The organism is Microbacterium sp. Mcb102 (assembly GCF_024519805.1).
Lineage (GTDB): Bacteria > Actinomycetota > Actinomycetes > Actinomycetales > Microbacteriaceae > Microbacterium.
Genome location: NZ_JALJRG010000006.1, coordinates 110,414 through 130,760, shown reverse-complemented (window position 1 = coordinate 130,760; position 20,347 = coordinate 110,414). Strand labels below are relative to the sequence as shown.

The window sequence follows — 20,347 nt, the reverse complement described above, 5'->3', positions numbered from 1 at the left end:
TCGACGCGTGTGCGTGCGCAGTGAGACCCCTACTATCCGCGCGTCTCGTCGACGGCGGGGGCTTCGTACTTCTGGTTGGTGGGGTAGTTCGCCTTCGGGTCGAAGGTGTCGGTCATCGGGTCCTCCTTGCGGCCGAAGCGACGCGTGAGGAAGCCGGTGATCGACGGGCGACCCTGCTGCTTGTTCCAGACGTCGACACCGACGGCGAACAGGAGCACGAGGCCCTTGATCATCGAGACGACGTCGGCACCGGCGCCCAGCAGCGCGAGACCGTTGTTCAGGAACGCCATCACGAGACCACCGATGATCGAGCCGATCACGGTTCCGATACCGCCCGAGACGGCCGCGCCACCGATGAAGACCGAGGCGATCGCATCCAGCTCCCAGCCGTTGCCGTCCTGCGGCCCGGAGGCCGTGGCCCTGGCGACATAGATCATGCCGGCCAGCGAGGCGAGCACCGACATGTTCATCATCACGAAGAAGTCGACCCAGCGGTCCTTCACACCCGACAGGCGCGCGGCCTGGCGGTTGCCGCCGACCGCGTAGATGTGGCGACCGAACACGGTGTTGTTCGTGATGAACGAGTAGAGGATGACGAGCGCGAGCAGGATGATGCCCGAGATCGGGAAGCTGGTGCCCTCACGGCCGGTGGCGAACAACCAGCCCGCGATGAGGATCACGACCGAGATCAGCACGACCTTGGTGACGCTCACCCACAGCGGCGCCATCTCGGCACCCATCTTGTGCTGGATGCGACGGGTGCGGATCTCCCAGAAGACGATCCACGCGACGCCGAGCAGGGCGAGCAGCATGGTGAAGACGTTGAACGGCACGGGGATGAACGACAGCTCGGGCAGGTAGCCGGCGCCGATGACCTTGAAGCCCTGCGGCACCGGGATCGACTGCGAGTCGCCGACCCACTGGTTCGCTCCGCGGAAGAACAGCATGCCCGCCAGCGTCACGATGAACGCCGGTACCCCGACATACGCCACCCAGAACCCTTGCCAGGCACCGACGAGCACGCCGACGCCGAGGCCGAGGAGCACACCGAGCGGCCAGGGGAGATTCCAGTCGGCCATGGCCTTCGCGACCACGATGCCGGTGAACGCGGCGACCGAGCCGACCGACAGGTCGATGTGACCCATGATGATGACCATCACCATGCCGATCGCGAGGATCAGGATGTACGAGTACTGGTTGACGACGTTGATCAGGTTGCCGGACGAGAGCGTGAGGCCGGTGCCCTTGAAGATCCAGGTCAGCACCTGGAAGACGACCAGGATCACGACGAGGCTGCCGAGGATGCCGAACTGGCGGAGGGTCGACTGGCCGCCCCCGAACATCTTCGTGATGTCCTTGAAGTGGAAGCCGCGCTTCGTTGCGGTGGTGTCGGTGGTCATGCGGATGCTTTCTGGTTCGTCGAGGTCATGCTGCGCATGAGGTCCTCGGGTGTCGCCTGGTCGGCCGGGATGCAGTCGGTGACCCGACCTTCGAAGACGGTGTAGATGCGGTCGGAGATGCCGAGCAGCTCGGGCAGCTCGCTGGAGATGACGATGACGCCCTTGCCCTGTGCCGCGAGCTGGTTGATGATCGCGTAGATCTCGTACTTCGCTCCGACGTCGATACCGCGGGTCGGCTCGTCGAGGATCAGCAGGTCGGGGTCGGTGAACATCCACTTCGCCAGCACGACCTTCTGCTGGTTTCCGCCGGACAGCTTGCCGACCCCCTCCTCGACCGAGGGCGTCTTGATGCGCAGGGCCTTGCGGTAGTCCTCCGCCACGGCGAACTCGGCGCGCGCATCGACGACGCCGCGCTTGGCGATCTTGGAGAGCTTGGCGGCGACGACCGAGCGCTTGATGGTGTCGAGCAGGTTGAGCCCGAGCACCTTGCGGTCCTCGCTGACGTACGCCAGGCCGTGCTTGATCGCGGACGACACGTCGTGGAGCGCGACCTCCTGGCCGTCCTTGATCAGGGTGCCGGAGAGGAAGGTGCCGTAGGAGCGACCGAAGATGCTCATGGCGAACTCGGTGCGCCCGGCGCCCATGAGCCCGGCGATGCCGACGACCTCGCCGCGGCGGACGTTGATGTTCGAGCCCTTGACGACCATGCGTTCCGGGACGGTCGGATGCTGCACCCACCAGTCCTTGACCTCGAAGAACACCTCGCCGATCTCGGGCGTGCGGTCGGGGTACCGGCTCTCGAGCGAGCGGCCGACCATGCCGCGGATGATCCGGTCCTCGTTGATCTCGCCGCGGGAGATGTCGAGCGTCTCGACCGTGCGGCCGTCGCGGATGATCGTGATCTCATCGGCGATCTGCTCGATCTCGTTGAGCTTGTGGCTGATCATGATCGACGCGATGCCCTTGGCCTTGAGGCCGAGGATCAGGTCGAGCAGGTGCTGGGAGTCGTTCTCGTTGAGCGCGGCGGTCGGCTCGTCGAGGATCAGGAGCTTGACCTCCTTGTTGAGCGCCTTCGCGATCTCGATCAGCTGCTGCTTGCCGACGCCGAGGGTCTTGATCTGCGCGTCCGGGTCCTCACTCAGCCCGACGCGGGCGAGGAGCTCGATCGTGCGCTCCTTCTGCGCCTGCCAGTCGATGCGGCCGCCGCGGGAGATCTCGTTGCCGAGGAAGATGTTCTCGGTGACCGAGAGCTCGGGGATGAGCGCGAGCTCCTGGTGGATGATCGCGATGCCGGCCTGCTCGCTGGCGACGATGTCCTTGAAGCGCTGCTCCTCGCCGTACAGCAGGATCTCGCCCTCGTAGGTCCCGTACGGATACACCCCGGAGAGGACCTTCATCAGGGTCGACTTCCCGGCGCCGTTCTCCCCGCAGATCGCGTGGATCTCGCCGGCGCGGACGGTGATGGAGACATCGGCCAGCGCCTTGACCCCCGGGAACTCCTTGGTGATGCTGCGCATCTCCAGGATCGGGCCTGACACAGTCGGCAACGTTGCAGTGGTGCTCACGGATCATTCCTCGCGACGTGCGGTCACCTTCAATGTGACCGTTCACATCGATATATCGTCGTCTTCTGATGGACCGCTGTCAAGTCCGCGCCGGGATTTCGTTTCGCTACCGTGATGCAGCGGATTCGCGCGCGCGCAGGATCGTCTGCAGCGGGCCGAACTCCGGCACCTGCTCACCACGGATCTGCGCGAGCAGGATGCGCACGGCGCGGCGCCCGAGCTCGGGGAAGTCCTGGTGCACGGTGCTGAGCGACGGAGCCACATGCGCCGCGACGGGGATGTCGTCGAAACCGATCACACTCACGTCGTGCGGGACGCGTATCCCCGAGTCGCGGAACCCGTGCATCAGCCCGATCGCCATGAGGTCGTTGGCGGCGAACACGGCGGTGAAGTCGCGGCGGAGGGCGAGCTCCTTGCCCGCGAAGTACCCGAAGTCCGCGGTCCAGTCGCCGCGGATCGGCGGGAACGTGGGCAGATCGGCCTCGCGCAGTCCGTCGAGGTAGCCGCGCATGCGCGACTCGGCCTCGATCCAGTCCTGAGGTCCAGCCAGGTGCAGGATGTCGCTGTGACCGAGCGAGATCAGGTGCTCCGTCGCCGCTCTGGCACCGGCGACCTGGTCGGCGGACAGGCTCACCCCGTCCGAGCCGGATGCCGTCTGCAGCGTGACGAACGGCATGTCGACGGACATGCCGCGAAGGACATGGAACACCCGCACCTGCGGCGCGAGCACCACGATCCCGTCGACCTGCTCGCGCGAGAGCTGCCGCACCGCGTTGCCGATCGCCTCCGGACTCGTCGCGGGGAGGTTCAGGGTCGAGACCGAGTACCCCTCCTCGCGCGCTGCATCCTCGATCCCGGCGATGGATGACGTCGGACCGAACTCCCCGATGGTCGCCGAGAGGATCCCCAGCATGTTCGACTTGCTGGTGACCAGCGCCCTGGCCGCGAGATTCGGCCGGTAGTCGAGCACGGCGATCGCGTCGAGGACCTTGGCCTTCGTCTCGGGACGGATGCTCGGATGATCGTTCAGCACCCGGGACACGGTCTGATGGGAGACTCCCGCGAGCCGTGCGACGTCGCGGATGCTGGGCAGCCGCGCACGCTCGGAGGCGGTGGACATCACTTGCCTCCTCGCGTGTGCACGGTCACATCGTCACTTCATTATGTCTGCTGGGACGCGCGCACGCACCTCTCGCCGACCGTCGCCGCGCGTCGCCGGTTGTGCGGGAGCACGGGAACGTGCACCCGGTTTCGTCGGACTGCACCGGAACGGCCTCCCTCAGCATGGCATCGTGACCACGTGGACACTCTGCTGCGCGGCGGGCGCGTCATCGACCCGAAGACCGGATCCGACCGGATCGCCGACCTCCTGATCACAGAGGGACGGGTAGCCGCCGTCGGCGATGCACTCACGGCACCGGTGGATGCCGACGTCGTCGACGCCACGGGTCTCATCGTCGGCCCCGGCTTCGTCGACCTGCACAGCCACGTGCACTCGATCGCCGGACAGCGCCTGCAGGCGATGGACGGCGTCACCACCGCACTCGACCTCGAAGCGGGCCTCATGCCGATCGCCGAGGCGCTGGCGCGCGCCGCGGCAGACGGCCGCCCGCTGAACTACGGATTCTCCGCCTCCTGGTCGCAGGCACGGGCGTACGCGCACCTCGACCGGGTGCCCGTCGCCGACTTCGCCGCGTCGATGGACCTGCTCGGCACGCCCGAGTGGCAGCGCGCCTCCTCCCCCGCCGAACGCCGCCGCTGGTTGAGCCTGCTCGAGGGCGAGCTCGGTGCCGGCGCCCTCGGAATCGGTGTGCTCATGGGCTACGCGCCCCGCTCCGATCCGGACGAGTACCTGGAGCTCGCCCGGCTGGCCGCGGCCGCGCATGCCCCGACGTTCACGCACGTGCGCGAGCTGATCGAAGCCGATCCCCGCACACCGATCGACGGGTCCGAGGAGCTCGTCCGCGCGGCCGCCGAGACCGGCGCCGCCATGCACCACTGCCATGTGAACAGCACGTCGCTGCGCCACATCGACCGCGTGCTGGCCCTGATCGACCGCAGCCGCGCGGCGGGCTCCCGCGTGACGGTCGAGGCCTATCCCTACGGCGCGGGCAGTACCGCGATCGGCGCGTTCTTCCTCGCTCCGGAGAAGCTCAAGGGACTCGGCATCACCCCGAGCTCTCTGGTGCTCGTCGACACCGGCGAGCGCATCGCCGACGAGGCCCGGCTGCGCGAGGTGCGCGCGACCGACCCCGGCGCCGCGTGCATCGTGACGTTCCTCGACGAAGCCGATCCCCTCGACCGCGCGCACCTGGACCGCGCCCTCGCCTACCCCGATTCGATCGTCGCGAGCGATGCGATGCCGATCTCCTGGGCGGCAGCCGACGGTCGGACCGTGTACGAGCAGCGCGACTGGCCCCTGCCGTCCGGCGGGCACACGCATCCGCGCACGGCCGGGACGTTCACGAAGTCGCTGCGTCTCATGGTGCTCGAGAGCGACACGTGGACCTGGCCGGAGGCCTTCCGTCGCTGCTCATTCCTTCCGGCGCGGGTGCTCGACGAGGTCTCCTCGGGCATGCGGGGCAAGGGGCATCTCGCTGTCGGAGCCGATGCCGACATCGTGGTCCTCGATCCGGCGACCCTCACCGACCGGGCGACCTACTCCGACCCGACCCGGCCCTCGCGGGGCATCCGCCACCTGTTTGTGCACGGCACCCCCGTCGTGCACGCCGGGGAGATCGTGACCGAGGCCCTGCCGGGGCGCCCCGTACGAGGGAACGCCTGAAGCATCGATCCTTCGTCCGGGCGAACCAACGTCTGCGCAAGTCTCGTCGCCCGACACCAACGGGCCGGCGGAGCACGCGAATAGTCTCGGCCCATCGCCGTCGCCTCGAATGCGACGACCCACTCGATGTAGAGGAGCGCACGTGTCCGACCTGAACGAAATCGGCAGCTGGGTGCGGGAGAACCTTCCCGCGATGCTGGCCGACGCGCACATCCCCGCGGCATCCGTCGCGATCCTGGCCGACGGTGAGATCTTCACCACCGCCGCCGGAATCCTGAACCGCAACACCGGTGTGGAAGCCGACGTGGACTCGGTCTTCCAGATCGGCTCGATCACCAAGACCTGGACGGCGACGCTCATCATGCAGCTCGTCGACGAGGGACTGCTCGACATCGACGCCCCGGTGCGCGACACCGTGCCCGCCTTCGCGATCGGCGACGATGCGGCGGCGAGCACGATCACGGCCCGGCAGCTGCTGAGCCACGTGAGCGGCTTCGAGGGCGACCTCTTCAACGACACCGGGGTCGGCGACGACGCCGTGGAGAAGTACCTCGCGACGATCGCCGACGCCCCGCAGCTCTTCACCCCCGGCGAGCGCTTCTCGTACAACAACGCCGCCTTCGTGGTGCTCGGCCGCATGGTCGAGGTCCTGCGCGGCACGTCGTACGACCAGGCGCTGCGCACCCACCTCGCCGGTCCGCTGGGCCTGACGCACGTGGCCACCACGGCCTCCGAGGCGATCATGTTCCGCGCCGCGCTCGGGCACATCCCGGCCGAGGGCAGCGACGAGCCGGTGGCCGCCCCCGTGTGGAATCTGGTGCGCTCGAACGCACCCGCCGGGTCGATGCTCGCCATGACCGCGCATGATCTGGTGAGCTACGCGCGCATGCACCTGGACGGCGGCGTCGCTCCCGATGGGACGCGCATCCTGTCCGAGGAGAGCGTCCGCGCGATGCAGGAGCGTCAGGTCGATCTCCCCGAGCTCGGCCTGATGGGCGACGCGTGGGGCCTGGGCTGGGAGATCTTCGACTGGGAGGGCGGACCCGTGATCGGCCACGACGGCGGCACGATCGGGCAGAACGCGTTCCTGCGGATGGTTCCCTCCGCGGGGGTCGCCGTGGCGGTCCTCACGAACGGCGGGCAGACGGTCGACGCCTACCACGCCATCACCTCCCGAGTGCTCACGGCGCTGGCCGGGGTCACAATGCCCGCGCTGCCCACGATCCCGGAGACGCCGGTCGAGGTCGACGTGGACCGCATCCTCGGCACGTATTCGTCGTCGGTCTCGGACTCGACCGTGCGACTCGACGACGACGGCCGCATCTGGCTCGAGCGCACCATGAAGGGGATCTTCGCCGAGCTGGGCCCGGCACCGGAGCCGGTCGAACTCGTCGGCTGGACGACCGACACGCTGCTCCCCCGCAAGCAGGAGCGCGGAATGCGCATGCCGCACGCCTTCGTCGGCGACGACGGCACCGGACGTGCGCTGTACCTGCACACCGGACGAGCCGACCGCCGGGTCGACGCATGAGCACGACGGCGGCGCTCTTCACGGAGGCCGGCGCGACCGGGTTCCTGCACGCGCGGGAGATCGGCGAAGAGGGCGGCCCCGAGGTGAGCGTCGACGCCGACGAGCCCGTGGTGCTCGCCTCGGTGTTCAAGATCCTCGTGCTCACGGCCTACGTGCGCGCAGCTGCCGCCGGGGAACTCGACCCGACCGAGCGGACCACCGTGACGGCGCGCTACCGCATCGGCGGCGTGGGCACCGCCGGGTTCTCGGACGACGTCGAGGCCAGTTGGCGCGACCTCGCGCAGAACATGATGACCATGAGCGACAACGCCGCCACCGACGTCGTGTACCACCGGCTCGGGAGTGATGCCGTGAACCGGGTCATCAGCGACCTGGGGCTGCGGCACACGCGGCTCGTGGGGTGCTGCGAAGACCTGTTCGCCTCGGTCGTCTCCGATCTCGGCGGCACACCCGACAGCGACCTCGACGAGCTGTTCGAGGGGGCGAGCGCCGAACAGATCCTCGCACTCGACGCGGTGCATCCGGCAAAGACCTCGCACTCCACCCCGCGGGATGTCACGACACTGCTCAACGCGCTGTGGACCGACACCGCGGCGACGGCCGAGGCGTGCCGTCAGGCCAGGGACATCATGGCGCAGCAGATCTGGCCGCACCGGCTGAGCTCCGGCTTCCCCCCGGGTGTCCGTATCGCGGCGAAGACCGGCACGCTGCCCACCTGGCGCAACGAGGCCGGCGTGGTGACCTATCCCGACGGCCGGCAGCACGCAGTGGCCGTCTTCACCCGCGCCGCATCCCTCGCCGACAGGCAGCCTCTGGTGGACGCCTCGATCGGCCGCGCGGGCTTCGCCGCCGTCGAGCACCTGCGCGCCCTCTGACCTGATTCCTGCACCATCCACCTGCACCATCCCGAACACTGCTGGAGGCTTCTGATGCGTTCTCGTACCCCGCTGATCGCGCTGCTGGGCGTTGCGGCGCTCGCCCTGACATCCTGTGCCGCGAGCGCCCCTCCCGAAGGAGGAGACACCCCCGACGGCGTCCTCGCCGACGGCAAGACCTTCACCGCGGCCGTCGCCACCGACCCGGGCACGCTCGACCCGTTCACGACCGTCATCGGCACGGCCCGACAGATCGATCGCTACCTGTACGGTCGCCTCGTCGAGGTGCAGAACGACGGGACGATCCTGTCCGGACTCGCCTCCGAATGGGAAGCCGGGACGGAGCAGGCGACCTTCACGCTGCGTGACGACATCACCTGCCAGGACGGCTCACCGCTCACGGCGTCCGCCGTCGCCGCGAACATCTCCTTCATCGGCGATCCGGCGAACGGCTCCCCCCTCGCCGGCGTGCAGGTGCAGCCGGGAACCACCGCGACCGGTGACGACGCCAGCGGCATCGTCACCGTCACGAGCGGACGGCCCGATGCCTTCCTCGTGGAGAACGTCGGAAGCATCTCGATCGTGTGCGGCAACGTCGTCGACGACGCCGACGCCCGCGCCGCCGGCGAAGGCGCGACCGGGATGTTCACGCTCACCGAGGTCGTGCCGAACAGCCAGTACACCCTGACCCGTCGCGACGACTTCACCTGGGGGCCCGGCGACTGGGATCCGACGCAGCCGGGCATTCCCGACACGGTCGTCTACCGCGTCATCCCGAACGAGACGACCGCGGCGAACCTCGTGCTCTCCGGCGAGGTCAACACGGCACTCGTGATCGGCCCGGATCGCCAGCGCCTCCAGGACGCCGGGCTGTTCGTCTCCGAGCTGCCGCTGGCGGCGGGACAGCTGTTCTTCAACCAGGCGGACGGCCACCCCGGCTCCGATCAGGCCGTGCGTGAGGCCCTCACGGAAGCACTCGACCTCGCCCAGCTCCGCCAGGTCCTCACGAGCGGGCAGGGCACTGCGGCGAAGAGCCTCGTCACGATCGCTCCGAACCCCTGCCAGGCCGATGTCGTCGGCGATCTGCTCCCCACCTTCGACGAGGAGAAGGCCGCCGCGGGCCTCGATGCCGCCGGATGGAAGGCCGGCTCCGACGGCATCCGTGAGAAGGACGGGACGGCGATGACGATCACTCTCCTCACTCCCACGACACTCGGCGACGGCGGCAGCGCCGCGGCGGAGCTCATGCAGGCATCGTGGAAGAAGCTCGGTGTCGACGTGACGATCAAGACCGTCGATGCACCCACCCTGAGCGAGACCCTCTTCGCCTCCGGCGACTGGGACGTCTCCGCTGCTCCGCTGGGCGTCTCGTTGCCGAGCATGCTGGTGCCGTTCTACTCCGGACCGACCCCGCCCGACGGCACGAACTTCGCGTCGGTGGCGGACGACGCCTACACGGCCGCCGTCACGGCCGCCTCGTCGAAGCCGGGCGCCGAAGGATGCGCGGACTGGGGCGACGCCGAGAAGGCCCTGTACACGTCGGTGTCGGTCGTCCCGTACGCGAACAACGTGCTGACGACGTTCGGCAACAAGGTGACCTTCACCGAGGGCGACGGCATCGACCCCGCCTCGATCCGCATGTACGAGTAAGCACGCAGAGAACAACCGAGCCGGAGGCAGCCGATGGCCAGCACCACCGCCACGCACGCGATACTGATCAGATCCGCACGGTCGGACAACCCCTGGGTGTCCTTCCTGGTCCGTCGCGGAGGGCAGTTCGTCCTGTCGGTGTGGGTGCTGGTCACGGCCGCCTTCTTCATGATCCACCTGGTGCCGGGTGATCCGGTGCGCGCGGCGCTCGGACTGAACGCCCCGGCCGAGCTCGTCGAGTCCCGTCGCGCGGCGCTCGGGCTCGACCAGCCCCTGCTCGTGCAGTACTTCCAGTACATCGGAGGGCTGTTCACCGGCGACATGGGCTCGTCCATGATCACCGGGCAGCCGGTCGCCGAGATCATCTCCACCCGGCTGCCCGCGACCCTGCAGCTCGCCCTCCTCGCCGTCGTGCTGGTGCTGCTGGTGTCCGTCCCGCTCGGGGTGACGATGGCCGTCGCGACCCGCGGTGGCCGCCGTCGCGGCCTCGAGCTGGCCTTCGCGACCGGATCCGTCATCCTCGCCGCGATCCCCGAGTTCCTCCTCGCCGTCGGACTCGTCTACTTCTTCGCGGTATCGCTCGGCTGGTTCCCCGTCGCCGGCAACACCGCCCCGTTCTCGCTGGTGCTCCCCGTGATCGCCCTCGCCGTCGCCCCGACCGCGGTGTTCTCGCGCATCATCCGGGTCGAGGTGCTGTCCGTCCTCAACCAGGACTTCATCCGCACCGCCCGGGCCAAGCGGCTCGCGCCGCACCGGATCTACTCGCGCCACGCACTGCCGAACGCCATGACCGCGACCCTCACCCTCACCGGCCTGCTCCTGACGGGCATGGTCGCCGGCACCGTGCTGGTCGAGAACGTGTTCGCCTGGCCGGGCCTGGGCACGATGATCGTGCAGTCGATCCTCACCAAGGACTACTCGGTCGTGCAGGGCATCGTCCTCGTCTACGGGATCGGGGTGCTCATCGTGAACCTGGTGGTCGACGTGATCCTCGCCCTCCTCGACCCTCGATCCACCATCCGGGAGGCATGATGTCGGCACGTACGGCATGGTCGGGCATCGTCCGCTCACCACTGGGGATCACCGCTCTCGCGCTCGTCCTCCTCGTCACGCTCACCGCGATCTTCGCGCCGATCGTCTGGGGCGCGCAGGCCGAGCAGGTGAACCCGACCGAGATCACCCAGGGACCGAGCGCCGCACACCTGCTGGGCACCGACACGCTCGGCCGCGACGTGCTCGCCCGCGTGCTGGTGGCGACCCGGCTCTCGGTGGTGCTCGCCGTGATCGCCGTGATGATCGGCGTGGTCGCCGGCACCTTGCTCGGCACCGCGCCCTCGGTGCTCCCCCGCTGGCTCGGACGCCCGATCGTCGGCTTCGTGAACATCGCGGTCGCCTTCCCCGGACTCCTGCTCGCGCTGTTCTTCGCGGTCATCTTCGGGGTCGGATCCACCGGCGCCGTCCTCGCGATCGGGTTCGCGATGGCGCCGCAGTTCGCGCGGCTCACCCAGACGCTGTCCGCGGCGATCGCCGGACGCGACTTCATCGACGCCGCTCGGGTGGCCGGCGTCTCGCGGTTCCGCATCCTGATCCGTCACATCCTGCCGAACATCGGCGAACCGCTCATCGTGAACGCCACCGTCTCCGCGGGATCGGCACTGCTCGCCTTCGCTGGACTCTCCTTCCTGGGCCTGGGCGTGCAGGTCCCCGAGTACGACTGGGGCCGGCTGCTGGGCGAGGGCCTGAACCGGATCTACCTCAACCCGGCGGCCGCGCTCGGACCCGCCGTGGCCGTGGTGATCGCCGGACTCGCGTTCAACCTCCTCGGCGAGACCGCAGCCGCGGCCCTCGGCGGACGCTCCGCGCGACGCCGCCACCGCCTCCCCGCGATCGTGCGTCCGCGCGCCGCTCAGCCCGCGCCGGTCGACGGCGAGGAACCGGTACTCCTCGTCGACGATCTGCGCGTCTCCTTCCCGACGCCGAGCGGATGGGTCACCCCCGTGCGCGGCGTCTCGTTCACGGTCTCGCGCGGCGAAGCGATCGGCGTGGTCGGCGAATCGGGCTCCGGCAAGAGCCTCACCGCCCTGGCCGCCGCCCGGCTCATCGAACGCCCGGGAGATGTCACCGCCGCGCGACTGGACTTCTGCGGCACCCCGCTGCTGACGACGTCCGACCGCGCGGTGCGGAGCCTCCTCGGCACCTCCCTCGCGATGGTCTTCCAGGACCCGATGACCTCGTTCAACCCGACGAGGCGGATCGGCTCGCAGCTCGCCGAGGCCGCGTCCGAGCACCAGGACATCACTCGGACGCAGGCGATGGATCGGGCGATCGAGCGTCTGCAGTCGGTGCGGGTGCCCGCCGCGGCACGACGCGCCCACCAGTACCCTCACGAGTTCTCCGGCGGCATGCGGCAGCGGGCGATGATCGCCATGGGGCTCATGAACCACCCGCGCCTCATCATCGCGGACGAGCCGACCACGGCTCTCGACGTCACGGTGCAGCGACAGGTGCTGCAGCTGCTGGCCGGCGTGCGCCGCGACACCGACGCCGCGATCCTGCTGATCAGCCACGACATCGCGGTCGTCGCGCAGACCTGCGACCGCGTGCTGGTGATGTACGCGGGACGGATCGTCGAGGACCTGCCCGCAGCGAACCTGCACACCGACGCCCGGCACCCGTACACCCGCGCCCTGCTCGAGGTCGTGCCCGAGCTCGACGCCGACCGCGACGAGCCCCTCAAAGTGATCCCCGGCCGTCCGCCGGCACCGGGCGCCCTCCCCACCGGATGCGCGTTCGCCGCCCGCTGTCCCCTCGCCACCGACCTCTGCCGGGAGAGCGACCCCGAGCTCCTGGCCGATGAGGCCGGGCACCGGGTCGCCTGCTGGCATCCGGTCACCGGAGAGGCGGAGGTCGCTGTGGCGGTGGCCACGACGGCGGACGAGGCCGCCGCCGATGACGAGAGGGTCCTGCGATGAGCGAGCTGCGTTTCGACCGGGTCAGCGTGCGCTACGGCTCGCACCGCTCCGGCCTCACCGCCGTCGACGATGTGTCCCTGACCGTCCCGTCCGGGTCGGTCGTCGGGCTCGTGGGTGAGTCGGGTTCGGGCAAGTCCACGCTCGCCCGCGCCGCGATCGGCCTCGCGCCCATCACCGAGGGCGCGATCACCCTCGACGGTGTGGATGTGCGGAGCTTCCGTCGCCGTCGCCCGATCCAGATGGTGTTCCAGGACCCGTTCTCCTCGCTCGATCCGCGCATGACGATCGGCGAGTCCATCGCCGAGGCGCTCCCCCGCGGCATCCGCGGAGCGGGAGCCCGCCGTGCCGAGGTCGCCCGTCTGCTCGACCTGGTGAGCCTCGACGCCGACCGCGCGCAGTCGCTCCCGTCGGCGCTCTCCGGCGGACAGCGTCAGCGCATCGCCCTGGCCCGAGCCCTCGCCGCCCGCCCCGAGGTCGTGATCGCCGACGAGATCACCTCGGCGCTCGACGTGTCGGTGCAGGGCTCCGTCCTGAACCTCGTGCGGGAGCTGCGAGCCGAGCTCGACCTGACGATGCTGTTCATCTCGCACAACCTGTCGGTGGTGCGCTACCTGAGCGACCACATCGCGGTGATGTACCTCGGCCGCATCGTCGAGTTCGGCCCGACGGAACAGGTGCTCGCCGACCCGCAGCACCCCTACACACGGGACCTGCTCCAGGCCGCACCGACCCGCCACGGGAACCTGCTGGCGGTCGACCCGCTCGCTCCCGTCGATGTGGAACCGGCAGACCCGCACGCGCCGCCCAGCGGATGCCGCTTCCACCCGCGTTGCCCCATCGGCCCCGCGGCCCGTCCTGACCGCCAGCTCTGCGTGATCTCGGAGCCTCAGCTCCCCACGGGTACGGCGGGCGCCGCCTGCCATTTCGCCGGGCTGCCGGCGGATGCGCCGCGGGGAACTGTGCCCCTCTCCCAAAGCATCCCCCTGGTTTCGGCCGCGACCACAACACCGACCCCGCTCTCAGCGGACACAGTGAACTGACCATCCGATTGGAGCTCCCATGAACCGTGTCACCGTCGACGACGTGCTCGCCGTCCGCACCCCCGAGCAACCGGCACTGTCACCGGACGGCACCCGCATCGCCTTCGTGCTGCGGACGACCGACCGCGACGGCGACCGGGACACGCGCGCCCTGTGGCAGGTGCCGACCACCGGCGGCGACCCGGCCCCGCTCACGCACGCGACGGCCGACTCGACCCCGGTCTGGAACCCCGACGGGTCACAGCTCGCGTTCCTGCGCGCGCAGGACGGCCCGGCGCAGCTCTGGCTGCTCCCGGCCGCCGGCGGCGAAGCACGCGGACTCACGACGCTCCCGCTCGGCGCCGGCGCTCCGGCCTGGAGCCCCGACGGCACGCGCATCGCGTTCACCGCCCCGGTCGACGGCGCGGCGCTTCCCGACGAGACCACGGAGACCATCCTCGCCCGACGCTCGGCGCCGGCCTCGACCGACCGGCTGGGCTACAAGGCCGATGGTGCGGGCACCCTGGGCACGCTCGTGCAGCAGCTGCATGTGCTCGACGTCGACTCGGGCAAGGTGACGGTCCTCACCCGCGGCCGCTCCCACGCCTCCGACCCGTTCTGGTCGCCCGACGGCACACTCCTCGCGTACTCGGCGAGCGTCGAGGACGATGCCGATCTGACGATGCGGGTCCCCGTGTTCGTGCGCTCCGCCACCGACCCGAACAGCGCGGCCGTGCAGGTCAGCGCCGCCGATGTGCAGGCGACGGCCGTGGGATGGACCCCGGACGGCCGCCATGTCGTCGCCGCCGGACGCACCGACACCGAGGTCGGCAACGCAGACCTCCTGCTGTTCCCGGTCGACGGCGGCGAACCGCAGAACATCACGCGCAGTCTCGACCGCAACGTGATGCCGGGTGGTCCCGGCTACCCGGGCGGCATGCCGCAGTTCACGGACGGCGGGGACCTCGTGTTCTGCCTCCGAGACAACGGCTACTCGCACGTGTACCGCGTCGCCCCGGACGGTTCGGGGGCCACTGCCCTCGTGGACGGCACCGCGAACGTGTCAGGACTCTCGGTGGCGGCATCCTCCGCGGCGATCACGCTCGCGACGCCGGAATCCTTCGGCGACATCGCGGTGCTGGACCTCACGGATGGATCCACGCGTGTCCTCACCGACTACGGCACACCCGCATTCGATCTCCTCCCGGCGGAGGAGCGCCGTTTCACGATCGCCGACGGCACCGTCGTCACGGGCTGGTTGCGCCGCGATCCCGATGCTGCCGGCCCGCTCCCCCTCCTGCTCGATGTGCACGGAGGTCCGCACAACGCCTGGAACGGTGCCGCCGACCTCGTCCACCCGTACCACCAGGTGCTCGCGCGCCGCGGCTGGGCGATCCTCACCCTCAACCCCCGCGGCAGCGACGGCTACGGCGACGCGTTCTTCTCCGCGGTCTCCGGTGGGTGGGGCGTCAACGACGCGAACGACTTCCTCGAGCCGATCGACCAGCTCGTCGCCGAGGGCATCGCAGACCCGGCCCGATTGGCCGTGACCGGATACAGCTACGGCGGCTTCATGACCTGCTTCCTCACGTCGCGCGACGACCGCTTCGCGGCGGCCGTGGGCGGAGGCGTGGTCACCGATCTCTTCTCGATGGGCGGCACCTCCGACTTCGGGCACTACCTCTCGGCGAAGGAGAACGGCGGGCTCCCCTGGCGCGATGAGGAGCGCCTCTCCGCGCAGTCCCCGTTCACGCAGGTCGACCGGGTCACGACCCCCACGCTGATCCTGCAGGGTGCGGCCGATGACCGCTGCCCGGTCGGTCAGGCCGAGCAGTGGTTCACGGCGCTGCGCGAGCGCGACGTCCCCACGCGCCTGGTGCTGTATCCCGGTGGCTCGCACCTGTTCGTGCTCTCCGGTCCTCCGTCGCACCGCGCCGACTACTCGCAGCGCGTGATCGACTGGGTCGAGCAGTACGCGCCGCCGGCCGGCACGCCCGTGCGTGCCCGCCTCGACGCCCGTCATTGGCAGCAGCGACTGAGCGCGTTGGCCGCAGCGCACAAGGTGCCCGGCGCGACCCTCGGCATCCTGCGTCTCGGCGAGGAGCCGGTATATGCGCACCACGGCATACTCAACGCGCGCACGGGCATCGAGACCACCGACGACTCCGTGTTCCAGATCGGCTCGATGGGCAAGGTGTGGACGACGACCGCGATCATGCGCCTCGTCGATCAGGGTGTGCTCGACCTCGATGCCCCGGTCGTCTCGTACGTGCCGGAGTTCTCGTCCTCCGACCCGGAGATCACGCGGACAGTGACGCTGCGTCACCTGCTGAATCACACCAGTGGGATCGACGGCGATGTCTTCACCGACACCGGCCGCGGCGACGACACGCTCGAGAAATACGTCGCGCTCCTGGACGGCGTGGCACAGAACCACCCGCTCGGCGCGACCATGTCGTACTGCAACTCCGGATTCTCGCTGGCCGGGCGCGTGATCGAGAAGGTCACCGGAACGACCTGGGACCAGGCGATGCGCGACCTCGTGTTCACGCCCCTCGGACTCACCCACTCCTCGACCCTCCCGGAGGAGGCGATCATGTTCCGGGCTGCCAGCGGGCACACCGTGGTCGACGACGACGGCCCGCACCTCGCGCCCGCCTGGATGCTCCCCCGATCGATGGGACCGGCCGGACTCATCAACTCCACCACGGCCGACGTGCTCGCCTTCGCCCGCATGCACCTGGCAGGCGGACTGGCCGCCGATGGGACGCGCGTGCTGTCCGAGGCCGCCGTGGCGCGGATGCAGGAGCGTGAGGTGGACATGCCCGACCCGTACTCGCTCGGCGACGCGTGGGGCGTGGGCTGGATCCTGTTCGACTGGGACGGCCACCGCCTCATCGGGCACGACGGCAACACGATCGGGCAGGCGTCGTTCCTGCGCATCCTCCCCGAGGAGGGGCTCGCGGTGACGCTGCTGACGAACGGGGGCAACACCCACGATCTTTACGTCGAGCTGTTCGGCGAGATCTTCCACGAGCTGGCGGCGCTGGAGGTGCCGGCCGGCCTCACGCCGCCCGAGGAGCCGTTCACGGATGACTTCTCCGAGTTCGAGGGCGTCTACGACCGCTCGGGCGTGCGCACCGAGATCTTCCGCGACGACGATGGCCTGCGCATGCGCACCACCCTGAACGGGCCACTCGCCGCCATGCTCCCCGACCCTGTGCAGGAGCATCCGCTGGTGCCCGTGCGTCGCGGCGAGTTCGTGATGCGTCCCGAGGGCGAGCAGGCCTGGCACGCCGTGGTGTTCTACTCCCTGCCCAGCGGCGAACGCTATCTGCATCACGGCGTCCGCGCGGCGCCGAAGGTGTCGTGATGCCGGTGCAGGCCGGCGTGGACCTCGACCTGGTCCTCGCCGACATCGAGACACTGGTCTCCTGCGAGTCGCCGTCCGATGACCTCGACGCCGTCGCCCGCAGCGCCGATGTCGTCGCCGCCCTCGGCGAGCGCCTGCTGGGCGTCGCGCCGGAGCGCATCGTGATCGACGGACGCTCCCACCTGCGCTGGCGGTTCGGCGATCCGGTGGTGCTGCTCCTCGGTCACCACGACACGGTGTGGCCCCTCGGCTCCCTGCGGCGGCATCCGTTCCGCATCGACGACGGCGTGCTCCGCGGCCCGGGATGCTTCGACATGAAGACCGGTGTCGTGATGGCCCTCCACGCCGTCGCCGCGCTGCCGGACCGCACCGGCGTCAGCATCCTGATCACGGGCGACGAGGAGCTCGGTTCGCCGAGCTCGCGCGCCCTGATCGAGCAGGAGGTGCTCGGCTGCGCGGCGGCGCTCGTGCTCGAAGCTTCGGCCGACGGCGGCGCCGTGAAGGTCGCCCGCAAGGGGGTCTCGCTGTATCGGATCCACGTCACCGGTCGGGCGGCTCATGCCGGATTGGAACCGGAGCGCGGCGTGAACGCGGCGGTGGAGGCCGCGCACCTCCTCCTCGCGGTCGCCGAGCTCGGTGCCGCGGCGGCGGGGACCAGCGTCACACCCACGCTCCTGCGTGCCGGCAGCACCACGAACACGGTGCCCGCCGATGCGGAGTTCGCGGTCGACGTGCGGGTGCGCACGGTCGCGGAGCAGGACCGGGTGGATGCGGCGCTCCGCGCCCTCCCTGCCACGCTTCCCGACGCCACGGTGCGCGTGGAGGGCGGCCCCAACCGTCGACCGATGGAACCCGAGGTCTCTGCGGACCTGTTCCGCGCCGCGGTGGCGATCGCCCAGGAAGCCGGTCTGACGCCGTTCGAGGGCGTCGCGGTGGGCGGTGCGTCCGACGGCAACTTCACCGCGGCGCTGGGGGTTCCGACCCTCGACGGCCTCGGCGCGGTGGGCGGCGGAGCCCACGCCGACGATGAGCACGTGATCGTGGCGATGATCCCGGAACGCATCCAGCTGCTGCAGGGTCTGATCTCCGGAGCGCGGGCATGAGCATGACGGATGCCGCAGCTTTCCGCGCCTCGCCGGAGGAGGCCGCCGACGCGGCGAGCGCCGCCGCGTCGAGGGCGGGGGTGGAGATCCGGCTGCTCGAGGATGTGGGGGACTTCGCCCGGGTGGCGGAGCTGTTCCAGAGCATCTGGACCAAGCAGGGCGAGACCTCGCCGGTCAACGTCGAGACGCTGCGCGCCCTGTCGAAGGCCGGCAGCTACGTGGGCGGCGCGTTCGAGCACGACGAGCTCGTCGGCGCCTGCTTCGGCTTCTTCGCGGCCCCGGATCAGCGCGCCCTGCACAGCCACATCGCCGGGGTCTCGGCACGGATGCGCGGTCGCAGCGTCGGCTTCGCGCTCAAGGTGCATCAGCGCGCCTGGGCGCTCGAGGAGGGCCTCGACGAGATCTCCTGGACGTTCGATCCGCTGATCAGCCGCAACGCCCACTTCAATCTCGTGAAGCTCGCCGCGACGCCGACGTCGTACCACCGCAACTTCTACGGGCACATGGCCGATGCGCTCAACGGCGCCGATGACACCGACCGGATGCTGGTGACCTGGTACGTGCGCGACCCGCGCGTCGTCGCCGCCTGTCACGGGGAGCCGTCCGGCTCGGGAGACGTCGCCGACGCCGAGCCACTGCTCAGCGTGGGCGAAGACCTCGGGCCGCTCCGGCATCGCACCGACGCCAGGCTCGTCCGCGTGGCGCTGCCGCGCGACATCGAGACGCTGCGCCTTTCCGAGCCCGCCCGCGCGACCGCGTGGCGTCTGGCGCTGCGGGAGACGCTCGGATCTGCGCTGGAGGGCGGAGGGCGCGTGCTCTCGTTCGATCGCTCCGGCGCGTACACCATCGACAGAGGAGAACAGGGATGAAGCTCACCGGATTCGAGCTGCGTGTGATCGAGATGCCGCTGGTGTCGCCGTTCCGGACGTCGTTCGGGGTGCAGACCGTGCGCGAGGCGCTGATCGTGCGGGCCGTCACCGACGAGGCCGAGGGCTGGGGCGAGGGCGTCGCGATGAACGACCCGCTGTACTCCTCCGAGTACGTCGAGGCGAGCGTCGACGTGATCACCCGCTTCCTGCTGCCGGCGCTCGCGCAGGTGAAGGACCTGCATGCGGGCGGCGTCGCTCCGGCTCTCGCGAAGTTCAAGGGGCACCGGATGTCGAAGGCCGCCGTCGAACTGGCGATCCTCGACGCCGAGCTGCGGGCCACGGGCGTGCCGCTGTCGCGCGAGCTGGGCGCCGTGCGCGACCGGGTCGACTGCGGCGTCTCCGTCGGCATCATGGACTCGATCCCCGAGCTCCTCGACGCCGTCGACGGCTACCTCGACGAGGGCTACGTGCGCATCAAGCTCAAGATCGAGCCGGGGTGGGACATCGATCCCGTCCGTGCCGTGCGCGAGCGGTTCGGCGACGACGTGCTGCTGCAGGTCGACGCGAACACCGCCTACCACCGGGGCGACGCCCGGCACCTCGCCAAGCTCGACCCGTTCGACCTGCTCCTGATCGAGCAGCCCCTCGACGAGGAGGATCTGCTCGGCCATGCCCAGCTCGCGAAGGCCATCACGACCCCGGTGTGCCTCGACGAGTCGATCGTGTCGGCGCGTGCCGCGGCGGATGCCATCGCCCTGGGTGCCTGCTCGATCGTGAACATCAAGCCCGGCCGCGTGGGCGGCTTCCTCGAGGCCCGTCGCATCCACGACGTGTGCGTGGCGAACGACATCCCGGTGTGGTGCGGCGGGATGCTGGAGACGGGGATCGGCCGGGCGGCGAACGTCGCTCTCGCGGCTCTCCCGGGCTTCACCCTCCCCGGCGACACCTCGGGCTCCGGTCGCTACTACTCCCGCGACATCACCGAGCCGTTCGTCGTGGAGGACGGCACGCTGACGGTCCCGACCGGACCGGGCATCGGCGTGACGCCGGATGCCGATGCGCTGGATGCCGTGACGGTGCGCACGGAGTGGATCACCTTCTGAGCTGATGCGACGGGGCACGACGAGCCTGTCGAGATCGACCAACTGTCGATACGATTTCGTCGTGCCCCACAGCTCCGCGACCGGTGGTCGCCCCCTAGCCTG

At 70.0% G+C, this 20,347-nt stretch carries 14 protein-coding genes; 11 read left to right on the top strand and 3 right to left on the bottom strand.

The features are described 5' to 3' along the window. Window positions 1-32 precede the first annotated feature (32 nt). The 3 genes from mmsB to OC372_RS15005 all read right to left on the bottom strand — a co-directional run bounded on the left by mmsB (window position 33) and on the right by OC372_RS15005 (window position 4,085). Window positions 33-1,400 (bottom strand): multiple monosaccharide ABC transporter permease, encoded by a 1,368-nt coding sequence (gene mmsB, locus OC372_RS15015; RefSeq protein ID WP_262002554.1) that lies wholly within the window; start codon window positions 1,398-1,400, stop codon window positions 33-35. Beyond that, window positions 1,397-2,917, bottom strand: coding sequence for a multiple monosaccharide ABC transporter ATP-binding protein (gene mmsA / locus OC372_RS15010; protein ID WP_308737266.1), 1,521 nt, complete (start codon window positions 2,915-2,917; stop codon window positions 1,397-1,399). The genes mmsB and mmsA overlap by 4 nt, the downstream gene beginning before the upstream one ends. A 154-nt stretch (window positions 2,918-3,071) precedes the next feature. Further along, complete coding sequence (locus tag OC372_RS15005) at window positions 3,072-4,085, bottom strand: LacI family DNA-binding transcriptional regulator (RefSeq protein ID WP_029262612.1); 1,014 nt, start codon at window positions 4,083-4,085, stop codon at window positions 3,072-3,074. Window positions 4,086-4,265: 180 nt separating this feature from the next. On the opposite strand from OC372_RS15005, the gene OC372_RS15000 reads away from it, so the two are divergent. The 11 genes from OC372_RS15000 to menC all read left to right on the top strand — a co-directional run bounded on the left by OC372_RS15000 (window position 4,266) and on the right by menC (window position 20,245). Next, a complete protein-coding gene (locus OC372_RS15000; protein ID WP_262002553.1) occupies window positions 4,266-5,750 on the top strand; it encodes an amidohydrolase family protein in 1,485 nt (494 codons plus the stop codon). 142 nt (window positions 5,751-5,892) lie between these two features. Continuing rightward, window positions 5,893-7,281, top strand: coding sequence for a serine hydrolase domain-containing protein (locus tag OC372_RS14995; protein WP_029262614.1), 1,389 nt, complete (start codon window positions 5,893-5,895; stop codon window positions 7,279-7,281). Continuing rightward, entirely contained in the window at window positions 7,278-8,156 is an 879-nt protein-coding gene (locus OC372_RS14990) for a serine hydrolase (RefSeq protein ID WP_262002552.1), read from the top strand. Before OC372_RS14995 ends, OC372_RS14990 begins: the two co-directional genes overlap by 4 nt. A 54-nt stretch (window positions 8,157-8,210) precedes the next feature. Further along, window positions 8,211-9,806 carry an ABC transporter substrate-binding protein gene (locus tag OC372_RS14985; RefSeq protein WP_262002551.1) on the top strand — a complete coding sequence of 532 codons (1,596 nt, stop codon included), beginning with the start codon at window positions 8,211-8,213 and terminating at the stop codon, window positions 9,804-9,806. Window positions 9,807-9,839: 33 nt separating this feature from the next. Next, the gene (locus OC372_RS14980; protein ID WP_262002550.1) at window positions 9,840-10,838 is read left to right on the top strand and encodes an ABC transporter permease; all 999 of its coding nucleotides are present in this window, start codon (window positions 9,840-9,842) and stop codon (window positions 10,836-10,838) included. Continuing rightward, complete coding sequence (locus tag OC372_RS14975) at window positions 10,835-12,778, top strand: dipeptide/oligopeptide/nickel ABC transporter permease/ATP-binding protein (protein WP_262002549.1); 1,944 nt, start codon at window positions 10,835-10,837, stop codon at window positions 12,776-12,778. The genes OC372_RS14980 and OC372_RS14975 overlap by 4 nt, the downstream gene beginning before the upstream one ends. Further along, window positions 12,775-13,818 carry an ABC transporter ATP-binding protein gene (locus OC372_RS14970; protein ID WP_262002548.1) on the top strand — a complete coding sequence of 348 codons (1,044 nt, stop codon included), beginning with the start codon at window positions 12,775-12,777 and terminating at the stop codon, window positions 13,816-13,818. The genes OC372_RS14975 and OC372_RS14970 overlap by 4 nt, the downstream gene beginning before the upstream one ends. A 19-nt stretch (window positions 13,819-13,837) precedes the next feature. Next, window positions 13,838-17,170, top strand: coding sequence for a serine hydrolase (locus tag OC372_RS14965; protein WP_262002547.1), 3,333 nt, complete (start codon window positions 13,838-13,840; stop codon window positions 17,168-17,170). After that, window positions 17,170-18,273 (top strand): M20 family metallopeptidase, encoded by a 1,104-nt coding sequence (locus tag OC372_RS14960; RefSeq protein WP_262002546.1) that lies wholly within the window; start codon window positions 17,170-17,172, stop codon window positions 18,271-18,273. Before OC372_RS14965 ends, OC372_RS14960 begins: the two co-directional genes overlap by 1 nt. After that, a complete protein-coding gene (locus OC372_RS14955) occupies window positions 18,270-19,142 on the top strand; it encodes a GNAT family N-acetyltransferase (protein WP_197021056.1) in 873 nt (290 codons plus the stop codon). The genes OC372_RS14960 and OC372_RS14955 overlap by 4 nt, the downstream gene beginning before the upstream one ends. After that, on the top strand, window positions 19,139-20,245 hold the full coding sequence (gene menC, locus OC372_RS14950; protein WP_262002545.1) for an o-succinylbenzoate synthase: 1,107 nt from the start codon (window positions 19,139-19,141) through the stop codon (window positions 20,243-20,245). The genes OC372_RS14955 and menC overlap by 4 nt, the downstream gene beginning before the upstream one ends. Window positions 20,246-20,347: the final 102 nt, after the last annotated feature.

Bases quoted from the DNA above. Each gene is read 5' to 3' on its own strand.
- OC372_RS14965 (WP_262002547.1), top strand. From the start codon at position 13,838: ATGAACCGTGTCACCGTCGACGACGTGCTCGCCGTCCGCACCCCCGAG.
- OC372_RS14955 (WP_197021056.1), top strand. From the start codon at position 18,270: ATGAGCATGACGGATGCCGCAGCTTTCCGCGCCTCGCCGGAGGAGGCC.
- OC372_RS14980 (WP_262002550.1), top strand. From the start codon at position 9,840: ATGGCCAGCACCACCGCCACGCACGCGATACTGATCAGATCCGCACGG.
- OC372_RS14960 (WP_262002546.1), top strand. From the start codon at position 17,170: ATGCCGGTGCAGGCCGGCGTGGACCTCGACCTGGTCCTCGCCGACATC.
- OC372_RS14970 (WP_262002548.1), top strand. From the start codon at position 12,775: ATGAGCGAGCTGCGTTTCGACCGGGTCAGCGTGCGCTACGGCTCGCAC.
- mmsA (WP_308737266.1), bottom strand. From the start codon at position 2,917: ATGCGCAGCATCACCAAGGAGTTCCCGGGGGTCAAGGCGCTGGCCGAT.
- OC372_RS15005 (WP_029262612.1), bottom strand. From the start codon at position 4,085: ATGTCCACCGCCTCCGAGCGTGCGCGGCTGCCCAGCATCCGCGACGTC.
- menC (WP_262002545.1), top strand. From the start codon at position 19,139: ATGAAGCTCACCGGATTCGAGCTGCGTGTGATCGAGATGCCGCTGGTG.
- OC372_RS14975 (WP_262002549.1), top strand. From the start codon at position 10,835: ATGATGTCGGCACGTACGGCATGGTCGGGCATCGTCCGCTCACCACTG.
- mmsB (WP_262002554.1), bottom strand. From the start codon at position 1,400: ATGACCACCGACACCACCGCAACGAAGCGCGGCTTCCACTTCAAGGAC.
- OC372_RS14990 (WP_262002552.1), top strand. From the start codon at position 7,278: ATGAGCACGACGGCGGCGCTCTTCACGGAGGCCGGCGCGACCGGGTTC.
- OC372_RS14985 (WP_262002551.1), top strand. From the start codon at position 8,211: ATGCGTTCTCGTACCCCGCTGATCGCGCTGCTGGGCGTTGCGGCGCTC.